23 protein-coding genes are annotated in these 19,956 nt (G+C 60.6%); 11 read left to right on the forward strand and 12 right to left on the reverse strand.

Annotated elements, in window-relative coordinates; genetic code table 11:
• Positions 1–2: 2 nt before the first annotated feature.
• The 4 genes from ASD70_RS29530 to ASD70_RS17420 all read right to left on the reverse strand — a co-directional run bounded on the left by ASD70_RS29530 (position 3) and on the right by ASD70_RS17420 (position 3,718).
• Positions 3–1,118 (reverse strand): uroporphyrinogen-III C-methyltransferase, encoded by a 1,116-nt coding sequence (locus ASD70_RS29530; RefSeq protein ID WP_056847017.1) that lies wholly within the window; start codon positions 1,116–1,118, stop codon positions 3–5.
• Between the two features lie 18 nt (positions 1,119–1,136).
• Positions 1,137–1,895, reverse strand: coding sequence for a uroporphyrinogen-III synthase (locus ASD70_RS29535; RefSeq protein WP_056847018.1), 759 nt, complete (start codon positions 1,893–1,895; stop codon positions 1,137–1,139).
• Positions 1,892–2,833 (reverse strand): hydroxymethylbilane synthase, encoded by a 942-nt coding sequence (gene hemC, locus ASD70_RS17415; RefSeq protein WP_046070053.1) that lies wholly within the window; start codon positions 2,831–2,833, stop codon positions 1,892–1,894. The genes ASD70_RS29535 and hemC overlap by 4 nt, the downstream gene beginning before the upstream one ends.
• A 138-nt stretch (positions 2,834–2,971) precedes the next feature.
• On the reverse strand, positions 2,972–3,718 hold the full coding sequence (locus tag ASD70_RS17420; RefSeq protein ID WP_046070054.1) for a LytR/AlgR family response regulator transcription factor: 747 nt from the start codon (positions 3,716–3,718) through the stop codon (positions 2,972–2,974).
• Positions 3,719–4,219: 501 nt separating this feature from the next.
• Here ASD70_RS17420 and argH point away from each other — a divergent pair.
• Positions 4,220–5,614, forward strand: a complete 1,395-nt coding sequence (argH, locus tag ASD70_RS17425; protein WP_046070055.1) for an argininosuccinate lyase — start codon at positions 4,220–4,222, stop codon at positions 5,612–5,614.
• Between the two features lie 97 nt (positions 5,615–5,711).
• Here argH and ASD70_RS17430 read toward each other — a convergent pair whose 3' ends face one another.
• Entirely contained in the window at positions 5,712–6,371 is a 660-nt protein-coding gene (locus tag ASD70_RS17430; protein WP_056847019.1) for a glutathione S-transferase family protein, read from the reverse strand.
• A 125-nt stretch (positions 6,372–6,496) separates the two neighbouring features.
• Between ASD70_RS17430 and ASD70_RS17435 the strand changes: the two genes are divergently transcribed.
• The 3 genes from ASD70_RS17435 to ASD70_RS17445 all read left to right on the forward strand — a co-directional run bounded on the left by ASD70_RS17435 (position 6,497) and on the right by ASD70_RS17445 (position 10,194).
• Positions 6,497–6,781 carry a hypothetical protein gene (locus ASD70_RS17435; protein WP_043046913.1) on the forward strand — a complete coding sequence of 95 codons (285 nt, stop codon included), beginning with the start codon at positions 6,497–6,499 and terminating at the stop codon, positions 6,779–6,781.
• Positions 6,782–6,931: 150 nt separating this feature from the next.
• Positions 6,932–7,186 carry a TIGR02647 family protein gene (locus ASD70_RS17440; RefSeq protein ID WP_056847020.1) on the forward strand — a complete coding sequence of 85 codons (255 nt, stop codon included), beginning with the start codon at positions 6,932–6,934 and terminating at the stop codon, positions 7,184–7,186.
• A 167-nt stretch (positions 7,187–7,353) separates the two neighbouring features.
• Entirely contained in the window at positions 7,354–10,194 is a 2,841-nt protein-coding gene (locus ASD70_RS17445; RefSeq protein ID WP_056847021.1) for a class I adenylate cyclase, read from the forward strand.
• On the opposite strand, the gene rnk is transcribed toward ASD70_RS17445, so the two are convergent.
• The 3 genes from rnk to cyaY form a co-directional block, all read right to left on the reverse strand.
• Positions 10,191–10,601 (reverse strand): nucleoside diphosphate kinase regulator, encoded by a 411-nt coding sequence (gene rnk / locus ASD70_RS17450; protein WP_046070058.1) that lies wholly within the window; start codon positions 10,599–10,601, stop codon positions 10,191–10,193. The two genes, ASD70_RS17445 and rnk, sit on opposite strands and share 4 nt — an antisense overlap.
• 132 nt (positions 10,602–10,733) lie before the next feature.
• Positions 10,734–10,952, reverse strand: a complete 219-nt coding sequence (locus tag ASD70_RS17455) for a DUF1289 domain-containing protein (RefSeq protein WP_046070059.1) — start codon at positions 10,950–10,952, stop codon at positions 10,734–10,736.
• A 2-nt stretch (positions 10,953–10,954) separates the two neighbouring features.
• On the reverse strand, positions 10,955–11,302 hold the full coding sequence (cyaY, locus tag ASD70_RS17460; RefSeq protein WP_056847022.1) for an iron donor protein CyaY: 348 nt from the start codon (positions 11,300–11,302) through the stop codon (positions 10,955–10,957).
• A 238-nt stretch (positions 11,303–11,540) separates the two neighbouring features.
• Here cyaY and lptM point away from each other — a divergent pair, with 238 nt between their 5' ends.
• The 6 genes from lptM to ASD70_RS17485 are packed head-to-tail and all read left to right on the forward strand — an operon-like array spanning position 11,541 to position 16,123.
• The gene (gene lptM / locus ASD70_RS28475) at positions 11,541–11,708 is read left to right on the forward strand and encodes an LPS translocon maturation chaperone LptM (protein WP_003195417.1); all 168 of its coding nucleotides are present in this window, start codon (positions 11,541–11,543) and stop codon (positions 11,706–11,708) included.
• Positions 11,709–11,717: 9 nt separating this feature from the next.
• Entirely contained in the window at positions 11,718–12,965 is a 1,248-nt protein-coding gene (lysA, locus tag ASD70_RS17465; protein WP_046070061.1) for a diaminopimelate decarboxylase, read from the forward strand.
• 3 nt (positions 12,966–12,968) lie between these two features.
• The gene (gene dapF / locus ASD70_RS17470; protein WP_043046906.1) at positions 12,969–13,799 is read left to right on the forward strand and encodes a diaminopimelate epimerase; all 831 of its coding nucleotides are present in this window, start codon (positions 12,969–12,971) and stop codon (positions 13,797–13,799) included.
• Positions 13,800–13,812: 13 nt separating this feature from the next.
• Entirely contained in the window at positions 13,813–14,529 is a 717-nt protein-coding gene (locus ASD70_RS17475; RefSeq protein WP_043046905.1) for a DUF484 family protein, read from the forward strand.
• 2 nt (positions 14,530–14,531) lie between these two features.
• Positions 14,532–15,431 (forward strand): tyrosine recombinase XerC, encoded by a 900-nt coding sequence (gene xerC / locus ASD70_RS17480; RefSeq protein ID WP_056847023.1) that lies wholly within the window; start codon positions 14,532–14,534, stop codon positions 15,429–15,431.
• Complete coding sequence (locus ASD70_RS17485) at positions 15,428–16,123, forward strand: HAD family hydrolase (protein ID WP_043046903.1); 696 nt, start codon at positions 15,428–15,430, stop codon at positions 16,121–16,123. Before xerC ends, ASD70_RS17485 begins: the two co-directional genes overlap by 4 nt.
• A 192-nt stretch (positions 16,124–16,315) precedes the next feature.
• On the opposite strand, the gene sutA is transcribed toward ASD70_RS17485, so the two are convergent.
• From sutA to glnK, 4 genes are all read right to left on the reverse strand, one after another.
• Positions 16,316–16,648: a transcriptional regulator SutA gene (sutA, locus tag ASD70_RS17490; protein WP_043046902.1), complete on the reverse strand. Its 333-nt coding sequence runs from the start codon at positions 16,646–16,648 to the stop codon at positions 16,316–16,318.
• 102 nt (positions 16,649–16,750) lie between these two features.
• The gene (locus ASD70_RS17495) at positions 16,751–17,176 is read right to left on the reverse strand and encodes a secondary thiamine-phosphate synthase enzyme YjbQ (protein WP_056847024.1); all 426 of its coding nucleotides are present in this window, start codon (positions 17,174–17,176) and stop codon (positions 16,751–16,753) included.
• Between the two features lie 207 nt (positions 17,177–17,383).
• Positions 17,384–18,721, reverse strand: coding sequence for an ammonium transporter (locus ASD70_RS17500; protein WP_043046900.1), 1,338 nt, complete (start codon positions 18,719–18,721; stop codon positions 17,384–17,386).
• 34 nt (positions 18,722–18,755) lie between these two features.
• A complete protein-coding gene (gene glnK, locus ASD70_RS17505; protein WP_002555808.1) occupies positions 18,756–19,094 on the reverse strand; it encodes a P-II family nitrogen regulator in 339 nt (112 codons plus the stop codon).
• A 423-nt stretch (positions 19,095–19,517) separates the two neighbouring features.
• Between glnK and ASD70_RS17510 the strand changes: the two genes are divergently transcribed.
• A complete protein-coding gene (locus tag ASD70_RS17510; RefSeq protein WP_046070065.1) occupies positions 19,518–19,781 on the forward strand; it encodes an accessory factor UbiK family protein in 264 nt (87 codons plus the stop codon).
• The last annotated feature ends 175 nt before the right edge of the window (positions 19,782–19,956 follow it).

A 19,956-nucleotide genomic window follows, 5' to 3' on the forward strand; every position in this document is an offset into this window, starting at 1 on the left:
CTCTACTCCTGGGTCGCCGGTTGGCCAGCCGAGGCCTTGGCATCATCGGCAGACTGATGACGACGTTCGAGGTACGCCTGCACTGCGGCCAGGCTCGCCGCCAGGTCTGGGGTCACCACCGAAACGGCCTTGGGCTCGAGTTCAGCGATACGCGCCAGCATCGCCTTACTCTGCGGGTTGTCCTGGTTGAAGTTGTCTTGCAACACGCTACGCGCTTCACCCAGCGAGCGGCTGTACACCGCCGACTCGCCATTCAGTGCGGCCCATTGTGCTTGCTCCAGCGCCAGGCTCAGGGCCAGTCGCACTTGGTTCAAGCCTTGGCCCGCCAACAATGGGCGGATGTTGTCATCCGGGTTGAAGTCGATGCGGAAGTAACGGGAAATCTGCTCCCACCACTGGCTCAACCAGTTCTCCGTATCGCTGGTAGGACGCCCTTGGGAGGAAGGCTCCGTGAGTTGATACTCCGGCGCAATCGCCGCCAACTGCACGACCTGGTCACGCAAGGCCGCCAGCTGCAGGTAGAGGCCGGTACGATCCGGTTGCTCAGTGCTACGCAGCGCGGCCAGGCTCTTGGCCAGTTGCTCGCGCGCGGCGAAAGCGCCTGGGTCGCTCTGCTCGCGAAGAATTTCGTCGGCGCCCTGGACCAGCGACTGAGCGCTATTGATGTCTTGTAAGGCGGACAAGCGCAAGCTGGCCAGACGGATCAGGTGCTCGGCTTCGGCCAGCCGCCAGTCCTTGCGGCTGGCGCCCAACACGGTTTCCAGACGCTGGTTCAGGCGCTGCTGATCACCCTGCAGTTGGGCGACCAGGCGGCGACGCTCTTCCAGTTCATCCGCGCCCGGCAACTGCGCCAGGCGGGCGGCCAATTGTTGCTGGCTTTGCTTGAGGCTCTGGGATTGGTCATCCAGGGTTTGCATCTGGCCCAGCTGATGCTGGCTGCTGGCTTGCAGCGCGCGGACCTGCCAGATCCCCCAGCCGCCGGCGGCTACGCCCACAGCGCCCAGAAGCAAGGCGACGATTGCCAGGCCATTGCCACGGCGTGGCGTACTGACCGGTGTCTCGACCGGCGCATCGAGCGCGGGCTGAGCTTCATCTTTAGGCAAGGCTGTTTCGCTCACGTATCCGTCCTTTGCGTATCAGAGAGTGGGAACGGGATAGCTCCCTAACGCCACTAACAAAGCCGCGGCACTCGCGCCACGACAATCCACAACTTTTTCTGCACCAGCGGCCCGCGCCATTTCATAGACGCGCGGACTGGGCACGAACAATGGCAGCTGTGCCACCTCTGGCCAATCGGGGCCGGCCATGGCCTGCAAGTGTAAAAAACCCTGCCCACTGCTGACCACCAGGCCGTTCAAGCGTTCCAACTGGATGCGCTGCATCAGTGCGCCCGCCTCGTAAGCCGGGAGAAAACGCCGATACAATTCCAGGTAGTCGACACTAGCACCTTGCTCGCGCAAACGCTCTGCCAGCAGCTCCCGCCCGCCTTCGCCGCGCAGGATCAGCACCCTTGCACCCGGCCGGGCAGTAGCCTCGCGCAATGCAGGCAATTGAAGCAAGGCCTCGCTGTCATCGCCAGTGGCTGGATAGTGAACATCGAGGCCATGATCGGCCAGTATCTGCGCCGTCGCCGCCCCAACGCTGAACCAGGGCATTGGCGCCGGAGTACTCTTCAATCGTTGCAAGGCCAGGCGCGCGGCCGGTTTGCTCACCACGATGACCGCGCAATAGCGCTGCAGCGCGCCGAACAACGCTTGTTGCTCGGGCGTGACCGGCAACGCTTCGGTTTCCAGCAAGGGTAGGCTGCTGCTGTAGATACCAGCCTCGGACAGCAAGGCCCCCAGGGCCTTCGAGTCCTCGGCAGGCCGCGTCAGCAGCACGCGCCAGTCGGTCACTGCGGGCCGGCCTCGCCATAGACTTTCTGCAGGATGGCGCCAGCGCCTTTGCCCAGCAACTCCTCGGCGACCTGGATGCCCAGGGCCGTGGCATCACGTTGCGGGCCGCGCACTTCGGCGGTCAGCAGCGTACCGCCGTCCGGGTCGCCGACCAGGCCACGCAGCCACAGGTTTTCACCTTCGAGCACCGCATAGCAGGCGATTGGCACTTGGCAGCCACCATTGAGATGCTTGTTCAGGGCACGCTCGGCGGTGACACGCACTTCGGTATCCGCGTGATCAAGGGGCTTGAGCAGTGCGTGGATTTCGCCGTCGGCGGTGCGGCATTCAATGCCGACCGCGCCCTGCCCGCCCGCGGGCAGGCTGTCTTCGATGCTGATGGCTGACGTGATGCGCTCTTCGAAGCCCAGGCGGATCAAGCCGGCAGCGGCAAGGATGATTGCGTCATATTCGCCGGCGTCGAGCTTGGCCAGGCGAGTGTTGACGTTGCCGCGCAGGAAACGGATCTGCAAATCGGGGCGCCGGCTCAGCAACTGAGCCTGGCGACGTAGGCTGGAGGTGCCGACGATACTGCCCAGCGGCAATTCATCCAGGGATGCGTAGGTGTTGGAAACAAAGGCGTCACGCGGGTCTTCGCGCTCGCAGATGCAAAAAAGGCCCAGGCCTTCAGGGAAGTCCATGGGCACATCTTTCATCGAATGCACGGCGATGTCGGCTTCGTTCTCCAGCAGCGCGGTTTCCAGCTCCTTGACGAACAAGCCTTTGCCGCCGATTTTCGACAGTGGCGAGTCGAGCAGCTTGTCGCCACGACTGACCATGGGCACCAGGGATACCTTGAGGCCCGGATGGGCCTGCTCAAGGCGTGCTTTGACGTATTCGGCCTGCCACAAGGCCAGGGCGCTTTTACGGGTGGCGATGCGGATTTCGCGAGAGGACATGGATCAATCCGAACTGAATAGTTACAGCGGATAATAACAGCTCAGGCAAATACGCTTTGATTTGAATCAGCAAGTGCGGGGCCTCCCTGGCCACATCGCACCGGGATAAGGAATGCAGACCGCGCCGCAGCCCTTGGGCTAAAGCTGCTGCATCATCTTGCGCACGCCGGCGACGTGGCGTCGGCTGACAATCAGTGCATCGCCGTTGAGTCCCTTCAGGAATAGCTGAAAGTGCCCCAGGGGCGTACGTTGCAGGCGCTCGATACGTTCACGGGCTACCAGCGCGTTGCGATGGATGCGCACGAAGCGGTCGCCAAACTCGTCCTCGAGAGCCTTGAGCGGCTCATCGAGTAATACCTCGCCCGACTCATGACGCAGGGTCACGTACTTGTGATCGGCAATAAAGTAGACGACCTGGCTAAGGGGTATCAGCTCGATGCCCTTGCGGGTGCGCGCACTGATGTGGCTGCGTGGCCCGTTACCACTTTGGGCGGCCGGCTGGGTCAAGGCAGCGAGCTGGGCGCGATTGGGTCGCTCGGCTTTCTTCAAAGCCTTGAGCAAGGCTTCGGCGCTGACCGGCTTGACGAGAAAACTGACAGTGCTGTCTTCGAGCGTCTGAGCAGAAAACTCATCCTGGGCCGCACACAACACCACGGCCGGTGGCGATTCGCGCTCGCTCAGGCGAGCGGCCACTTGCAGGCCATCGAGGCCCGGCATACGGATATCGAGCAGCACCAGGTCCGGCTTGAGGCTGTCGATCAGGGTCAACGCCTCCTCACCGTTGGCGGCACTCGGTTCAAGGATTGTATAACCCTCGAGTTCACTGACCAGACGGCTCAGTCGCTCGCGGGCTTGGGGTTCGTCATCAACGATCAGGACATTCATATTGCGCTGGATTCCTGCGTGAGTCTCGCACAAGGATAGCGTAGACAGGTGCGGTGACTTACGTCACAGCGATCCACGCTAAGACTAGCGCGAGCGGCAAAAAGTGCCCTGAGAGCGGCACCCAAATTTACCCGGACCTGTTCAATAGCGCCCAGGACCTGCTGCCGTCGGGCATCGTCGTAGGGTTCACTGATACACAATCCGAATACCCCCCTGTTTAATGGATAGTCTGGTTATGACCGCATCAGTCGACTTTGGTGCATTCACACACTATCAGTGCAACTGTAGACGCTCACCGAGACGATATTGCTCAATCGTCAAATATCGTTTCAATAAGTACCTGCCTCCAGTCTCGTCCCGGATGCGGCCGGCGGCAAGGCACTTAGCCATCTACGCCGCAAATAAAATTGCCAGGCACCCGCAACACCGCCACCAAGGGCAACCCTGTTATTATCGCCGGCACACCTCCATGCCTCTTTCAAACAGATCACGAGCGAATCCATGAGCACCGACAAGACCAACCAGTCCTGGGGCGGCCGCTTCAGTGAACCCGTCGACGCCTTCGTCGCCCGCTTCACCGCCTCCGTCACCTTTGACCAACGCCTGTATCGCCACGACATCATGGGTTCCATCGCCCACGCCACGATGCTGGCCAAGGTCGGCGTGCTGACCGATGCCGAGCGTGACAGCATCATTGACGGCCTGACCACCATCCGCGGTGAGATCGAGGCCGGTACGTTCGACTGGCGCGTCGACCTGGAAGATGTGCACATGAACATAGAGGCGCGCCTGACCGACCGCATCGGCGTGACCGGCAAGAAACTGCACACCGGCCGCAGCCGTAACGATCAGGTAGCCACCGATATCCGCTTGTGGCTGCGCGATGAAATCGACCTGATCCTGGCCGAAATCACCCGCCTGCAAAAAGGTTTGCTGGAGCAGGCCGAGCGTGAATCGGACACCATCATGCCCGGCTTCACCCACTTGCAGACCGCACAGCCGGTGACCTTCGGCCATCATCTACTGGCCTGGTTCGAAATGCTCAGCCGCGACTACGAGCGCCTGGTGGATTGCCGCAAGCGCGCCAACCGCATGCCATTGGGCAGCGCCGCGCTGGCGGGTACCACCTACCCGATCGACCGCGAGTACACCGCACAACTGCTGGGCTTTGACGCCGTGGGCGGCAACTCCCTGGATGGCGTGTCGGACCGTGACTTCGCCATCGAATTCTGCGCCGCCGCCAGCATTGCGATGATGCACCTGTCGCGCTTCTCGGAAGAGCTGGTGCTATGGACCAGCGCGCAGTTCCAGTTCATTGACCTGCCGGACCGCTTTTGCACCGGCAGCTCGATCATGCCGCAAAAGAAAAACCCCGATGTGCCCGAGTTGGTGCGTGGCAAGAGCGGCCGGGTATTCGGCGCACTGATGGGCCTGTTGACCCTGATGAAAGGCCAACCGCTGGCCTACAACAAGGACAACCAGGAAGACAAGGAGCCGCTGTTCGACGCCGCCGACACGCTGCGCGACTCGCTGCGTGCCTTTGCCGACATGATCCCGGCGATCAAGCCCAAGCACGCGATGATGCGTGAAGCGGCCCTGCGCGGGTTTTCCACCGCGACCGACCTGGCTGACTACCTGGTACGCCGTGGCCTGCCGTTCCGTGACTGTCACGAAATCGTCGGCCACGCGGTTAAATATGGCGTAGACACCGGCAAGGACCTGGCGGAAATGAGCCTGGAAGAACTGCGCCAGTTCAGCGACCAGATCGAGCAGGATGTGTTTGCCGTGCTGACCCTGGAAGGTTCGGTGAATGCCCGCGACCATGTGGGCGGTACTGCACCGGCACAGGTCAAAGCTGCTGTAGTACGCGGCAAAGAATTGCTCGCCAGCCGCTAAAACTGTGGGAGGGGGCTTGCTCCCGATGGCGGTGGGTCAGCTAAGGTTTTCTTACCTGATACACCGCCATCGGGAGCAAGCCCCCTCCCACACTTGATTATTTTTTGGCCGCAATCATCGCCATGAATGACGGCAGCGCCGCCTGCCTGTCCGCCTCCACCTTTTGCGCGTTGGGCATTTCATTCAGGCGCGCGAGCAGCGTCTTCGCCTGCGGTAACTCAGCCAGCAGATCCAGGCCAAACAGCTTCTCGCCCACACCACAGGCCAGATTCAAGCTGTACATGAAATACAGATCGGCAATGGTAAAACTTTCACCTGTCACATAAGGTGCGAACTTGCCATGCCGCCCCAAAGAAGCGATGCCCAGCAACAACTCGGCCTTGGATTTTTCCTTGATCGCCTCCGGCACCGGCATGCCGAAAAATGCCTCGGCGAAACACGCTCGCGCAGGCAGCTCGATGTAGAGCTCGATTTCTCGACACAACGCCAGCACCTGAGCCCGTTGAAAAGGCTCGGCCGGGAGCAGCGCAGGGCCCTCCTGGGTCTGCTCGATGTATTCGAGGATCACGCTGGTTTCGTTGATAAACCCCTGCTTCACGCCCAGCACCGGCACCTTGCCGCGGGGGCTTATCGCCAGTGCTTCGGGAGTTTGCCCGGCATAAAAAGGTACCTCTTCGAAAGGCAGCCCTTTCTCCAGCAACGCCAGTTTCACCATGTTGTAGTAGTTGCTGACCGAAAATCCGTAAAGCTTGAGCATCGCAAAGCCTCCAGGCCGGGTGCGGGGTTGGCTGCAAGAGTTATAGATGCCCGAAGCAGGGCTGACCAGCAGCATCACCTACCTGAATGGCGGTAGACTGACGTCCTTTCCTTAAGGAGCCTGCCATGAGCGAGCCGACCGATATTGATAACGACGAAGAAGAGTTCACCGAAAGCACGCTGACCCAGGCCATCGAAAACCAGATCGAAAGCGACAACCCGCCTGCCGCCAAGGCCACCTTCAATAAACTGACCTTGGTAGGTTACGAGCGCGAAGACATTTTGAACCTCATGGCCCATGTGCTGGCGGTTGAGATAGACAAGATGCTCGAAGAAGACCGTGCTTTCGATACCGAATGGTATGAAACGGCGTTGCGAGCGCTCCCTGAACTACCGCCTGAAAACAACTGAAACCAGCCTTGACGTGGCCGGGAAGCCCGCTTCCTCGCCACAAATCTGCGCCATATCAACACCTACGACTTTCTCACTGGACAGCCCGCCAAAGTGCGTTCACCTTATGGCGTGCTAGCCTCTAATAAATTTAGAAAGTCTGGAGTCCTTATGTCGTATACACCCGAGTTGGTTGCCGAACTGGAAATCCTTGCACTCTTCAATCTGGGCAGTTCCCAGGAAGGTCTGAAAGTCCACCAGACTGCCGCTCCTACCGCCATTGCCGCTGCCAAGCGCCTGTTCGAGAAAAAACTGATCGACCAGCCGGATGGCGGTTATCTGACCAGCCTGGGTCGCGACGCCGCCGAACAAGCGCAAACCCTGCTGACTATCCTGACCACCAGCTCGACCAAAGAAGCCGCCTGATAACTGATACCGCCCGTGGAGTCCGCCCTCGCGGATTCCAAGGGTGTTGCTGTGCAACGGCGAAAATTCTGACACCAAAATCATTTCCCCTCTAAACCTCCTACGCTTCTGGCTGTAAACTCCTACACGGCCGCCCATGTCGGGCCCTGCGAGCCGCCGAGTTCGACATGACCCGCACCCATGAAATCCGCCCCGACCTGGACGAAGGCATCGACCGCAAGGTGCTGACCCAGTTGCGCGCGCGCTTCATGGCACTCAATGAAGAGCGCATGGCCCGTGCCGTCGAGGGGCTGACCCCGCGCCAGCAAAGCGTGCTGACCCTCCTCCCGCTATTTTTCCACGTCAATCACCCGTTGTTACCTGGCTACGTCTCCAGCACCACCCCGGCCGGGCTGTCGAATTTCGAACCTGACGATCAAGCCCTGACCGAAGCCCAGCGCCTGACCCGCTCATTCTCTTATAAGCCCCGCCACGGCAACCCGCCCCGACCGATCCACGGCCTATTTCTGATGGGCAGCCTCGGCACGCTGGCCCAGGCCGATCAAAGCGATATGGATGTGTGGGTGTGCCATGCGCCCGATCTGAACGACAACGAACTGGCCGAGCTGCGCAAGAAGTGCCAATTGCTGGAGGTCTGGGCCCTGGGCATGGGCGCCGAAGCGCATTTCTTTTTGATCGAGCCGACGCGCTTCGTATTGGGTGAGCGCGACACGCAACTGAGTTCCGACGATTGCGGCACCACCCAGCACTACCTGCTGCTGGACGAGTTCTACCGCACCGCCATATGGCTGGCCGGGCGCACGCCGATCTGGTGGCTGGTGCCGGTGTATGAAGAAAGCCGCTACGCCGAATTTACCCACACACTGATGTCCAAGCGTTTCATCCGCGCCGACGAGACCCTAGACCTTGGCCACCTGGCCCACATCCCGCCGGGCGAGTTCATGGGTGCCGGGCTGTGGCAATTGTTCAAAGGCATCGAATCCCCCTACAAGTCGGTGCTCAAGCTGTTGCTGACCGAGGTCTACGCCAGCGAACACCCAAACGTGCAATGCCTGAGCCTGCGTTTTAAACAGGCGGTGTTCGCCAACCAGGTCGATCTGGATGAGCTGGACCCTTACATCATGGTCTACCGCCGCATCGAGGAGTACCTCAAGGCTCGCAACGAGCCAGAGCGCCTGGAACTGGTGCGACGCAGCCTGTACCTGAAGGTCAACCGCAGGCTCAGCGTCGGCCAGCGCACTACCGGTTGGCAACGGCTGCTGCTCGAGCGCCTCGCTCTTGAGTGGGGTTGGGACCAACGCCAACTGGCCCTGCTGGACAGCCGCAGCCAGTGGAAAGTGCGCCAGGTCGCTTCCGAACGCCGTGCCCTGGTCAATGAGCTGAACTACAGTTACCGCTTCCTCACCCAGTTCGCCCGTACCGAACAGACCGTCAGCCTGATAAACAAGCGTGACCTCAATGTGCTGGGCCGGCGCCTATATGCAGCGTTTGAGCGCAAGGCCGGCAAGGTTGAGTTCATCAACCCCGGTATTGCTCCCGACCTGGCCGAAGATACCCTGACACTGGTGCAGTCGCCCAACCGCAAGGAAACTGGCCAGTACCATTGGGGCTTGTATAACGGCAACCTCACGGCCTTGGAATGGGAGCACTTCGCGCCGATCAAACGCAGCCGCGACCTGCTGGAAATGCTTACCTGGTGCCACCGCAACGGGGTAATCGACAGCAGTACCCGCCTGGCGCTGCACCCAGGCACCAGCGACATGACCGAGTTCGAGCTGTTCAACCTGCTGGGCAGCCTGCAGCAGACCATCGCCCTGCCCCTGGCCAGCGTCGATGAAGTCCGCCTGTTGCGTCCGGCAGTGCCGGAAGAAGTGTTGTTGCTGATCAACGTCGGCGTTGATCCGCTCAAACATCATCGTGAGCTGAATATCCTGATGACCACCGAGCGCACCGACTCCCTGAGCTATGCCGGTGTACGCGACAACCTGGTGCTGACCCTGGACCAGGTCACGCTCAATAGCTGGAACGAGGTGATGGTCAGCCGCTACGACGGCCCCCACGCGCTGCTCGACTGCCTGCGCGACTACCTCAACCAACTGCCGTCGGACCATCTGCCACGGCTGCGGGTGCGCTGCTTCTGTCACAACCGTGCGCAGTTCATTGCCCAGCGTGTGGAGGAGGTATTCGACACTGCGCAGAACCTGCTGCTCAGCCAGGGCAATCACCGCTACCTGCTTCAGGTGCAGCAGCACTATCACGTGATGGAACTGACACCGGGCCAGGCCACTCATGTGCCGCTGCCCACACAGGACGCGCTGATTGCCTACCTCAGTGAGGAACTGGCCAGCTACAGCCCGTGGCACCTGGACGCCATGGCCCTGGAAGACCACGACCTGGCGCTGCTGCTACCCATGGGCCAAGCCGATTGTGTGCAGGTGTTCTATCGGGTCAACGAAGGCTTCGCCGAGCTGTACGTGCTCGACGAATTCAATGCCCTCTGGCAGCAGCGCCTGCCATTCCACGATGAACAGAGTCTGCTGGCGCCACTGCAGCGCTTCCTGCAATCGACCCTTTACCGCCGGGAGGCGTTATCGTCCCTGGACGCGCAGCCACCCCTGGGTGAGATTCATACCCTGTACTACCAGCTAATGCCCTCAGGCAACTCCCGCGCGCGCCGCGTCGAGCCAAGGCCAGCCCCGCAAAATCCTGCCGACAAGCCGTTTTATGACGTGCAGGCGATTATCGGCAAGGGCGCGCCGGGCCAGGTGGGGATTACGTTGTACTGCAATCAGCGGGAATTTTCCGAGCTGGAATTCGGCGACCAACTGTTTGCCGTGGTAGCCCGGGAGATCGTCGCGCAACGCCAGGAAACCGAACGATACCGCTGCTATATCACCGATCTGGATTTGTCGGGCCTGCTGGGGGACGTGCAGAGCCCGAGCAATCTGTACCTGCGCTACAAGGCAGAATTGGAACAGTCACTCAATGCGGCGCTGGATCAGGTCTAGAGCGTGAAGGCGCCGCCATCTTTGGGCTGGCCTTCGACGTTGAGCAGTTCAAGCTTGAGTGTCTTGCCGCCCGGCGCAGGCCAGTCGATATGCTGGCCCACTTGCAAGCCCAGCAAGGCACTGCCCACCGGCGCGAGGATCGAGATCTTGCCTTCGTCGGCATTCGCGTCCTTGGGGTAGACCAGGGTCAGGTGGTAGTCCTTGCCACTGCCTTGCTCACGGCAGTGCACACTGGAGTTCATGGTCACGACAGTTGCAGGCACTTCATCGTGGCCAACCACTTCTTCGGCGCGGTCGAGTTCGTGTTGAAGGGCTTCGACGCCCGGCGAGTCCTCGCCTTCACGGTCGATCAGTTGCTCAAGACGCTGCACGTCGAGACGGGTAAGAATGATGGAAGGTGCGGTCATGATTCAGGCAGACTCCTTTTTTCTGCACAAAAAAAGCAAAACCCCGCCAGGAAAAGGCGGGGTTCTCACGGACCTCGGTGAGTTGAGGTGTATCCGGACACTACCACAGCGACACAAATAAACAAGACAACGTCAGGCGCGTGCCTTGCGTTGTTCGGCTTCGGCGCAGATCACCCGGCGCCGCGCATCGTCGGCAGAGCGCCATTCGCGGATATCTTCCACATGGCGGAAGCAGCCGAGGCAGACCTTCTGTTCGTCCAGGCGACACAAACTGATACAAGGTGACGGCACCGCCGGGCTGACATTACTGAACAGCGGCTTGGGCGGGCGTACAGGTGCAGGCTGGGTCACGGTCAGATCTCGTCCTGCCCCAACTCATCAAAGTCCAGCTCGACGCCGGTATATTCCTGGATCAGGCGGGTGAGCATCTCGCCCAACAATTCTTCGCTCTTGTCGCACTGCCATTTGCCGCTTTCTTCGTCGTAGTCGAAGTGAACGCCACCGGAGCGCGCCGCCAGCCACAGCTGACGCAGTGGTTCCTGGCGACTGAAGATCAGTTGCTGGCCGCTCTCGAACTTGACGGTCAGCACACCGGCCGAGCTTTCCAGATCCACATCCAGGCCGCTGTCGTCGAAAATATCTTCCAGCTTCTCCTGGGTGGTATCCACCAGGTCGTGAAAACGGGCTTCGGTCAAACTCATCGTGGCAACCTCAAAAGTGTCTGGTTTTGCTCAAGCGCCGCACGATACGGACGCGCTTCGCCGATTGCAAAGGATACCGATTTCATTACAGACGGCAGTACGAAATATGCTCTAACAGCGTAACCCGCTTCCCAGTCATCTCGGCAAACCCCCGCCGGACGGGTATTGCGGCGCATAGGCAAGCTGGCGGGTGGTCGGTATACTCGGGCGCAATTAATGCATATTCAAGGATTTCGCCATGAAGCGCCTGATCTCTTCCCTTGCTGCGCTCGTCGCGGTCGCCTGTCTCGTCAGTGCCTGTGGTCAAAAAGGCCCGCTGTACCTTCCCGATGACAGCAAAGACCCGAATGAACAGGCGCAATCGTCGCAAAAGCCGTCAAAAGCGCATAAGCACGACACCTACTAAGGGACACTTATGGACGCTTTTAACTACCGGGACGGCGAGCTGTTCGCGGAAGGCGTGGCGTTGTCCGCGATTGCCCAGCAGTTTGGCACCCCGACCTATGTGTACTCCCGTGCGCATATCGAAGCCCAATACCGCTCGTTCACCGACGCGCTCTACGGCGTACCGCACCTGGTGTGCTACGCGGTCAAGGCCAACTCCAACCTGGGCGTGCTGAATGTCCTGGCGCGCCTGGGCGCCGGTTTCGACATCGTGTCCCGTGGCGAGCTGGAACGCGTACTGGCCGCCGGCGGCCAGGCTGACAAGATCGTGTTCTCCGGGGTCGGCAAGAGCCGCGATGACATGCGCCGCGCCCTGGAAGTCGGCGTACATTGCTTCAATGTCGAATCCACCGACGAACTGGAGCGCCTGCAGGTCGTTGCCGCCGAAATGGGCGTTCTCGCGCCGATCTCCCTGCGCGTCAACCCGGATGTCGACGCCGGCACCCACCCTTACATTTCCACCGGTCTCAAAGAGAACAAGTTCGGCATCGCCATCGCCGACGCCGAAGACGTGTACATCCGCGCCGCGCAACTGCCGAACCTGGAAGTGCTGGGCGTCGACTGCCATATCGGTTCGCAACTGACCACCCTGCCACCCTTCCTGGATGCGCTCGACCGCCTGCTGGCGCTGATCGACCGCCTGGGCGAGTGCGGCATCTACCTGCACCACATCGACCTGGGTGGTGGCGTGGGCGTGCGTTATCGCGATGAAGAACCACCGGCGATCGCCGACTATATCCAGGCCGTGCGCGAACGCATTGAAGGCCGCGACCTGACCCTGATGTTCGAGCCGGGCCGTTATATCGTCGCCAACGCTGGTGTACTGCTGACCCAGGTCGAGTACCTCAAGCACACCGAACACAAGGATTTCGCCATCGTCGATGCGGCGATGAACGACCTGATCCGCCCGGCGCTGTACCAGGCCTGGATGAATGTCACCGCCGTGACGCCTCGCGCAAGCGTTGCCCGCGCCTATGACATCGTCGGCCCGATCTGCGAGACCGGCGACTTCCTGGCCAAGGATCGTCAGTTGGCCCTGGAAGAAGGTGACCTGCTGGCCGTGCATTCGGCCGGTGCCTACGGGTTTGTCATGAGTTCCAACTACAACACCCGCGGGCGTACCGCCGAGGTGCTGGTGGACGGTGATCAAGCATTTGAAGTGCGTCGCCGCGAGACGGTAGCCCAGTTGTATGCTGGCGAAAGCCTGCTGCCGGAGTAAGCCATGCTGCTGCGTTTTACCAAGATGCACGGGCTGGGCAATGACTTCATGGTCCTCGACCTGGTCAGCCAGCACGCGCACATCCTGCCCAAGCACGCCAAACAGTGGGGCGATCGCCACACCGGTATCGGCTTCGACCAGTTGCTGCTGGTTGAAGCGCCGAGCAACCCGGAGGTGGATTTCCGCTACCGGATCTTCAACTCCGACGGTTCCGAAGTGGAACAGTGCGGCAATGGTGCGCGCTGCTTTGCGCGCTTTGTGCTCGACAAGCGCCTGACCGCCAAGCGCCAGATTCGTGTCGAGACCAAAGGCGGTGTGATCGAACTGGATATCCGCAGTGACGGCCAGATCAGCGTCAACATGGGCGCGCCACGCCTGGTGCCGGCGGATATTCCGTTCCAGGCCACCGAGCAGGCCCTCAGTTACCCGCTGGATGTGGATGGCAAGACCGTGGATATCGCTGCCGTGTCCATGGGTAACCCCCATGCAGTACTGCGGGTCACCGACATCAATAACGCCCCGGTACACGAACTGGGACCGAAGATCGAACATCACCCGCGCTTTCCGGCACGGGTCAATGTGGGCTTCCTGCAGGTGATCGACCGTACCCGTGCGCAATTGCGCGTATGGGAACGTGGCGCCGGCGAAACCCAGGCTTGCGGCACCGGCGCTTGCGCCGCTGCCGTGGCCGCGATCAGCCAGGGGTGGATGGATTCGCCGCTGCTGATCGACCTGCCCGGCGGACGCTTGTCCATCGAGTGGGCAGGCCCAGGCCACCCGGTAATGATGACCGGGCCGGCCTCGCGTGTATACGAAGGACAGGTCCGTCTATGAGTGAGCCAAGCCAATGACCGATAAGCCTCAAGTACCCGCACACGCTACCCCGAGTGAAAGCCTGGAGGCCGCTGCTGTCGCGGCGTACCTTGAGGCTAATCCGGACTTCTTCGTAGAGCATGAAGAGTTGCTGCCGGCCCTGCGTATCCCCCACCAGCGCGGTGACACCGTGTCGCTGGTGGAGCGGCAGATGAAGATCCTGCGCGAGCGCAATATCGAAATGCGCCATCGGCTCTCCCATCTGATGGACGTGGCCCGCGACAATGACCGCTTATTCGACAAGACCCGCCGCTTGATCCTGACCCTGATGGACGCCGCCAGCCTGGAAGAAACGGTGATCGCCGTGGAAGACAGCCTGCGCGAGGATTTCCAGGTGCCTTTTGTAAGCCTGATCCTGTTCAGCGATAACCCAATGCCGGTAGGGCGCTGGGTCACAGGTGGCGAGGCGCAGACGGCCATCGGTGGCCTGCTTTCCGAAGGCAAGACCGTCAGCGGCACCTTGCGCGAACATGAACTGGACTTCCTGTTCGGGGCCGAACAGCGCAAGCAGATCGGCTCTACCGCAGTCATTGCCCTCAGCCATCAGGGCTTACACGGCGTACTGGCCATTGCCAGCCGCGACCCCGCACACTACAAGAGCTCGGTGGGCACTTTGTTCCTGACCTACATCGCAGAAGTGCTGGGCCGTGTCCTGCCACGCCACACCACCACCCTGCGCGCGGTGCGCTGACCATGGAGCGGCAACTGGACGCCTACTGCGCTCATCTGCGCAACGAGCGCCAGGTGTCGCCCCACACCCTCGAAGCCTATCGTCGGGACTTGAACAAGGTCCTGGCCTATTGCGAAAAACAGCACATCAGCAGCTGGAAGGCCCTGGATATCCAGGCCCTGCGCAGTCTGATCGCACGGCTGCACCAGCAAGGCCAGTCCTCGCGCAGTTTGTCTCGCTTGCTGTCGGCGGTGCGTGGCCTCTACCACTACCTCAATCGCGAAGGCTTGTGCGACCACGACCCGGCCAATGGCCTGTCCCCGCCCAAAGGCGAACGACGCCTGCCCAAGACCCTGGATACCGACCGCGCCCTGCAGTTGCTCGATGGCGCCGTGGAAGATGACTTCCTGGCCCATCGCGACCAGGCGATCCTTGAGCTGTTCTATTCCTCGGGCCTGCGCCTGTCGGAGCTGACCGGCCTTAACCTCGATCAACTGGACCTCGCAGATGGCCTGGTGCAAGTCCTCGGCAAAGGCAGCAAAACCCGCGTGCTGCCAGTCGGCAGGAAGGCCCGGGAAGCTCTCGAGCTATGGCTGCCGCTGCGCCTGTTGACCAATCCTGAGGACGATGCGGTGTTTGTCAGCCAGCAGGGCCGACGCCTGGGACCACGGGCGATTCAGCTGCGGGTCAAGGCCGCCGGTGCGCGGGAACTCGGACAGAACCTGCATCCACATATGCTGCGCCACTCCTTCGCCAGCCATCTGCTGGAGTCCTCCCAGGATCTGCGCGCCGTGCAGGAACTGCTCGGCCACGCCGATATCAAGACCACGCAGATCTACACCCATCTCGACTTCCAGCACCTGGCAACGGTGTATGACAGCGCCCATCCACGGGCCAAACGCATCAAGGGCAGCGACTTATGAGCATCAAGCTGATCACCTTCGACCTGGACGACACCCTCTGGGACAACGTACCTGTCATCATCAGCGCCGAAGCGTCGATGCGCGAATGGCTGGCGGTCAACGCCTCCAAGGTCGGGGACTTGCCCCTGGAGCATTTCGCCAGCCTGCGCCAGCAAGTACTGCAGCGCCATCCTGAACTCAAACACCGCATCAGTCTGTTGCGACATCGTGTTTTGGTGCATGCGTTCGAGGAAGCCGGTTATCCCCAACCAGAAGCTGCGCAGATGGCGGATGTCTGCTTTGAAGCGTTTATCCATGCACGCCACCAGCTCACCGTTTTCCCGGAGGCCGAGCCGATGCTCAAAGCGCTGCGCCAGCACTTTTTGCTGGGAGTGATCACCAATGGCAACGCGGACGTGCAGCGCGTGGGCTTGGCGGACTACTTTCACTTTGCCTTGCGCGCCGAAGATATCGGCATCGCCAAGCCCGATGCTCGCTTGTTTGAAGAGGCGTTGCAGCGGGGCGGCGTGGATGCCAGTGCGGCAGTGCATGTGGGCGATCACCCTGGAGATGACATCGCCGGCGCACAGCAGGCGGGGCTGCGGGCGGTGTGGTTTAACCCGACGGGCAAAGTGTGGGAAGCATCAAAGCGTCCGGATGCAGAGATTCGTAGCCTGACGGAGTTGCCGCAGTTGCTGCAGAGCTGGCAGTAACACCGCAGATCAAAATGTGGGAGGGGGCTTGCTCCCGATAGCAGTGGTTCAGCCAGCACATGTGGCAACTGATACACCGCGATCGGTAGCAAGCCCCCTCCCACATTTAGAACACCACAAGGCTCGGATAAATCATAAGGCGTGAAAAAGCCCGCAGCGACGGCGGGCTTTTTCGGCAAGCAGGAGGCAGACTCAGATGGGTCGGCTGCCGTACTTGTTGTCCGGCTTCTTCGGTGGATCAGCCACCACGTTGGGCTCGACTTCGACCACTTTGCCGCCTTTAGCGAGGAATTCTTCCATCGCACGGGCCAGGGCATCGCGCTCTTTGTTCTTGGCTTCAACGCTCGGCAGCTCGTCTACCGAGACCGCAGCCTTGGCTTTGCCTTTGGCTTTGGGGCTCGCCTCATCGACACTGCTCTCATCGACATCGTCAGCAACGTCTTCCGCTGCTACTTCAAGACCTTCTTCGGTTTCGTCTTCATCACCTACTTCGAGGTCGTCTTGTTCCAGATCATCGTCGCTCATGTTCTACCTCATGACTTGCGAAAAGCAGATTAGTTATAGCCCAGCTTCACCCTCTGTCGAGGTCGCCGGAAAAAAATCAACATCCACCGGATAACCAGTGGCTTATGCCTCTTCACCCTGCAAGGTGGCGAGGACTTTACGAGCACCGCCATGATCACGGTGCTCGCCCAGATAAACACCTTGCCAGGTCCCTATCGCCAAGCGGCCGGCCTTGACCGGCAAACTCAGCTGGCAGCCCAGCAGACTGGCCTTGAAGTGCGCCGGCAGATCATCCGGACCTTCGTCGTTGTGTTCAAACCCTGCGCCACCTTGTGGCACCAGCAGGTTGAAAAACCGCTCGAAGTCACGGCGAACCGCCGGGTCGGCATTCTCGTTAACAGTCAACGAGGCCGAGGTGTGCTGCAGCCACAGATGCAACAGGCCCAAACGACACGCCTTTAATTCAGGCAAGCCGGCAAGCAACTCGTCCGTTACCAGATGAAAGCCCCGGGGCTTGGCCCGCAGGGTAATCAGGGTCTGTCGCCACATACAGTTCTCCGCCCATCGGCGCGCATTCTAGCGTGCTCTGTGAAAAAACAAAGCGCCGAATACGCCTTCATAGCTGTAAGACATTTGCACCCTTGAAAGTGCCGTGTGGATACCATCACAAAGTCGACAAAAACCCACGTACCTTTAGCCACAGACAAACGCCAGGCAAAAAAATGCCCGGCAAGCCGGGCATCTTTTTTCATTTGCTTACAAGTTGTAGCCGCGCTCGTTGTGTTGCGCCAGGTCGAGGCCAACCGCCTCTTCCTCTTCGGTGACCCGCAGGCCCATGACCATGTCCAGTACCTTGAGGATGACGAAGGTCACGATCGCCGTGTAGATAACGGTGAAGCCGACGCCTTTGCACTGGATCCAGACCTGGGCAGCAATGTCGGTCACGGTGCCGAAACCGCCCAGGGCGGGGGCTGCAAACACACCCGTGAGGATCGCACCGACGATACCGCCGATGCCGTGCACGCCGAAGGCATCCAGGGAGTCGTCATAGCCGAGCTTGCGCTTGAGGCTGGTGGCGCAGAAGAAGCACACCACACCGGCGACCAGGCCGATCACCAAGGCGCCCATCGGCCCCACAGTGCCAGCGGCTGGTGTGACAGCGACCAGGCCGGCCACCACGCCCGAGGCGATCCCCAGTGCGCTTGGTTTACCGTGGGTGATCCACTCGGCAAACATCCAGCCCAGCGCCGCAGCGGCGGTGGCGATCTGGGTCACCAGCATCGCCATGCCCGCAGTGCCGTTGGCCGCCGCAGCGGAACCGGCGTTGAAGCCGAACCAACCGATCCAGAGCATGGCGGCGCCCACCAGGGTATAGCCCAGGTTGTGCGGGGCCATTGGCGTGGTCGGGAAGCCTTTGCGCTTGCCGAGCACGATGCACGCCACCAGGCCAGCCACACCGGCGTTGATATGCACGACGGTGCCGCCGGCGAAGTCCAGCACGCCCCAGTCCCACATCAGGCCACCGTTGCCGCTCCAGACCATATGCGCGATCGGCGCATAGACCAGGGTGAACCAGATCGCCATGAAGATCAGCATCGCGGAGAACTTCATACGCTCGGCGAAAGCACCGACGATCAGCGCCGGGGTGATGATGGCGAAGGTCATCTGGAAGGTAATGAACACCGCTTCCGGAAACAGCGCCGCAGGCCCGGTAATGCTGGCCGGGGTGACACCCGCCAGGAACGCCTTGCCCATGCCGCCGAAGAAGGAATTGAAATTGACCACGCCCTGTTCCATACCGGTGGTATCGAACGCGATGCTATAGCCGTAGACGACCCACAGGATGCTGATCAGGCCAGTGATGGCAAAGCACTGCATCATCACCGACAGAATATTCTTGGAGCGGACCATGCCGCCGTAGAACAGCGCCAGCCCAGGGATGGTCATGAACAGCACCAGTGCCGTGGCGGTCAGCATCCAGGCCGTGTCGCCGGAGTTGAGGACTGGAGCAGCCACTTCATCTGCCGCCATGGCCAGGCCTGGCATTACGATGGACAGCAGGGCTCCGAGCCCTGCGAATTTACGCAGAGTCATATTGTTTTCTCCTGGGGCGTTGGGGTTTGGCGGCTTAGATTGCGTCGGTATCGGTTTCGCCGGTACGGATGCGAATAGCCTGTTCCAGATTGACCACGAAGATCTTGCCGTCACCGATCTTGCCGGTGTTGGCCGCCTTGGTTATCGCCTCGATAACCCGGTCAAGATCCTTGTCGTCAATGGCGACATCGATCTTCACCTTCGGCAGGAAATCGACCACGTATTCCGCGCCGCGATACAGCTCGGTATGACCCTTCTGCCGACCGAAGCCCTTGACCTCAGTAACGGTAATGCCCTGCACGCCGATCTCGGACAGTGACTCGCGTACATCGTCCAACTTGAACGGCTTGATGATGGCAGTGACTAGCTTCATGAAAACTCTCTCCCGAATTGGTGGACTTGCCCCAGGAAAACAAACCCGTCTCAAGTCTAAGCGCAGCGCCTGGCTTTGTAACGCATCGTCGCCTCGGCATATGCCGTCACGACGCCAGCGAACCACTGGTGACGAAACCTTTACCCCCTGATCCCTCGGCGCACTGCATTCGTCACAGCGACTGCGTCAGTGCATGGGTCATGATCGTCTAAGCAGAAACCTTGCCAGCTCCGTAAAAACCACTGAAAACAGTCCTTTGCCCACTTGTGCCCACCCTCGGGGCGTTTGAGCGGCGGCAATGCGCATCAAAACAGTGCGCGACTGCCCGCCCCACTGCGCGAAAAGCGTGCGCAGCGGGGACGTGAAAAGACTATAGACGCTGCGTGATACACTGCCGGCCAACTGTTTTCCGGAATATTTCCCATGCTCGCGCCCAAAGACTTCCTCGACGCCCTGAGCGGCCACGCCTCTCGCCTGTTCAGCGGCGACACCCCGCTGCCCCGCAATGAAATCGAAAGCCAGTTCAAGGCATTGCTGCAAAGTGGTTTCAGCAAGCTCGACCTGGTCAGCCGCGAAGAATTCGATAGCCAGATGGTGGTGCTCGCCCGCACGCGTGCGCGACTGGAGAGCCTCGAGGCCAAAGTGGCGGAACTGGAAGCGCGGCTGACACCAACATCGACTGAATAAACGCAATCCATGTGGGAGGGGGCTTGCCCCCGATAGCAGTGTGTCAGTCACCATTAATATTGGCTGATGCATCGCCATCGGGGGCAAGCCCCTTCCCACATTTGTTTTGCATCGCACTATGGATACGTTCTGTAAAACCTCCCCCGCCTCGCTCTCCCACACCTCGTCTACCCTT

It is taken from the genome of Pseudomonas sp. Root569 (genome assembly GCF_001427465.1).
GTDB lineage: Bacteria > Pseudomonadota > Gammaproteobacteria > Pseudomonadales > Pseudomonadaceae > Aquipseudomonas > Aquipseudomonas synxantha.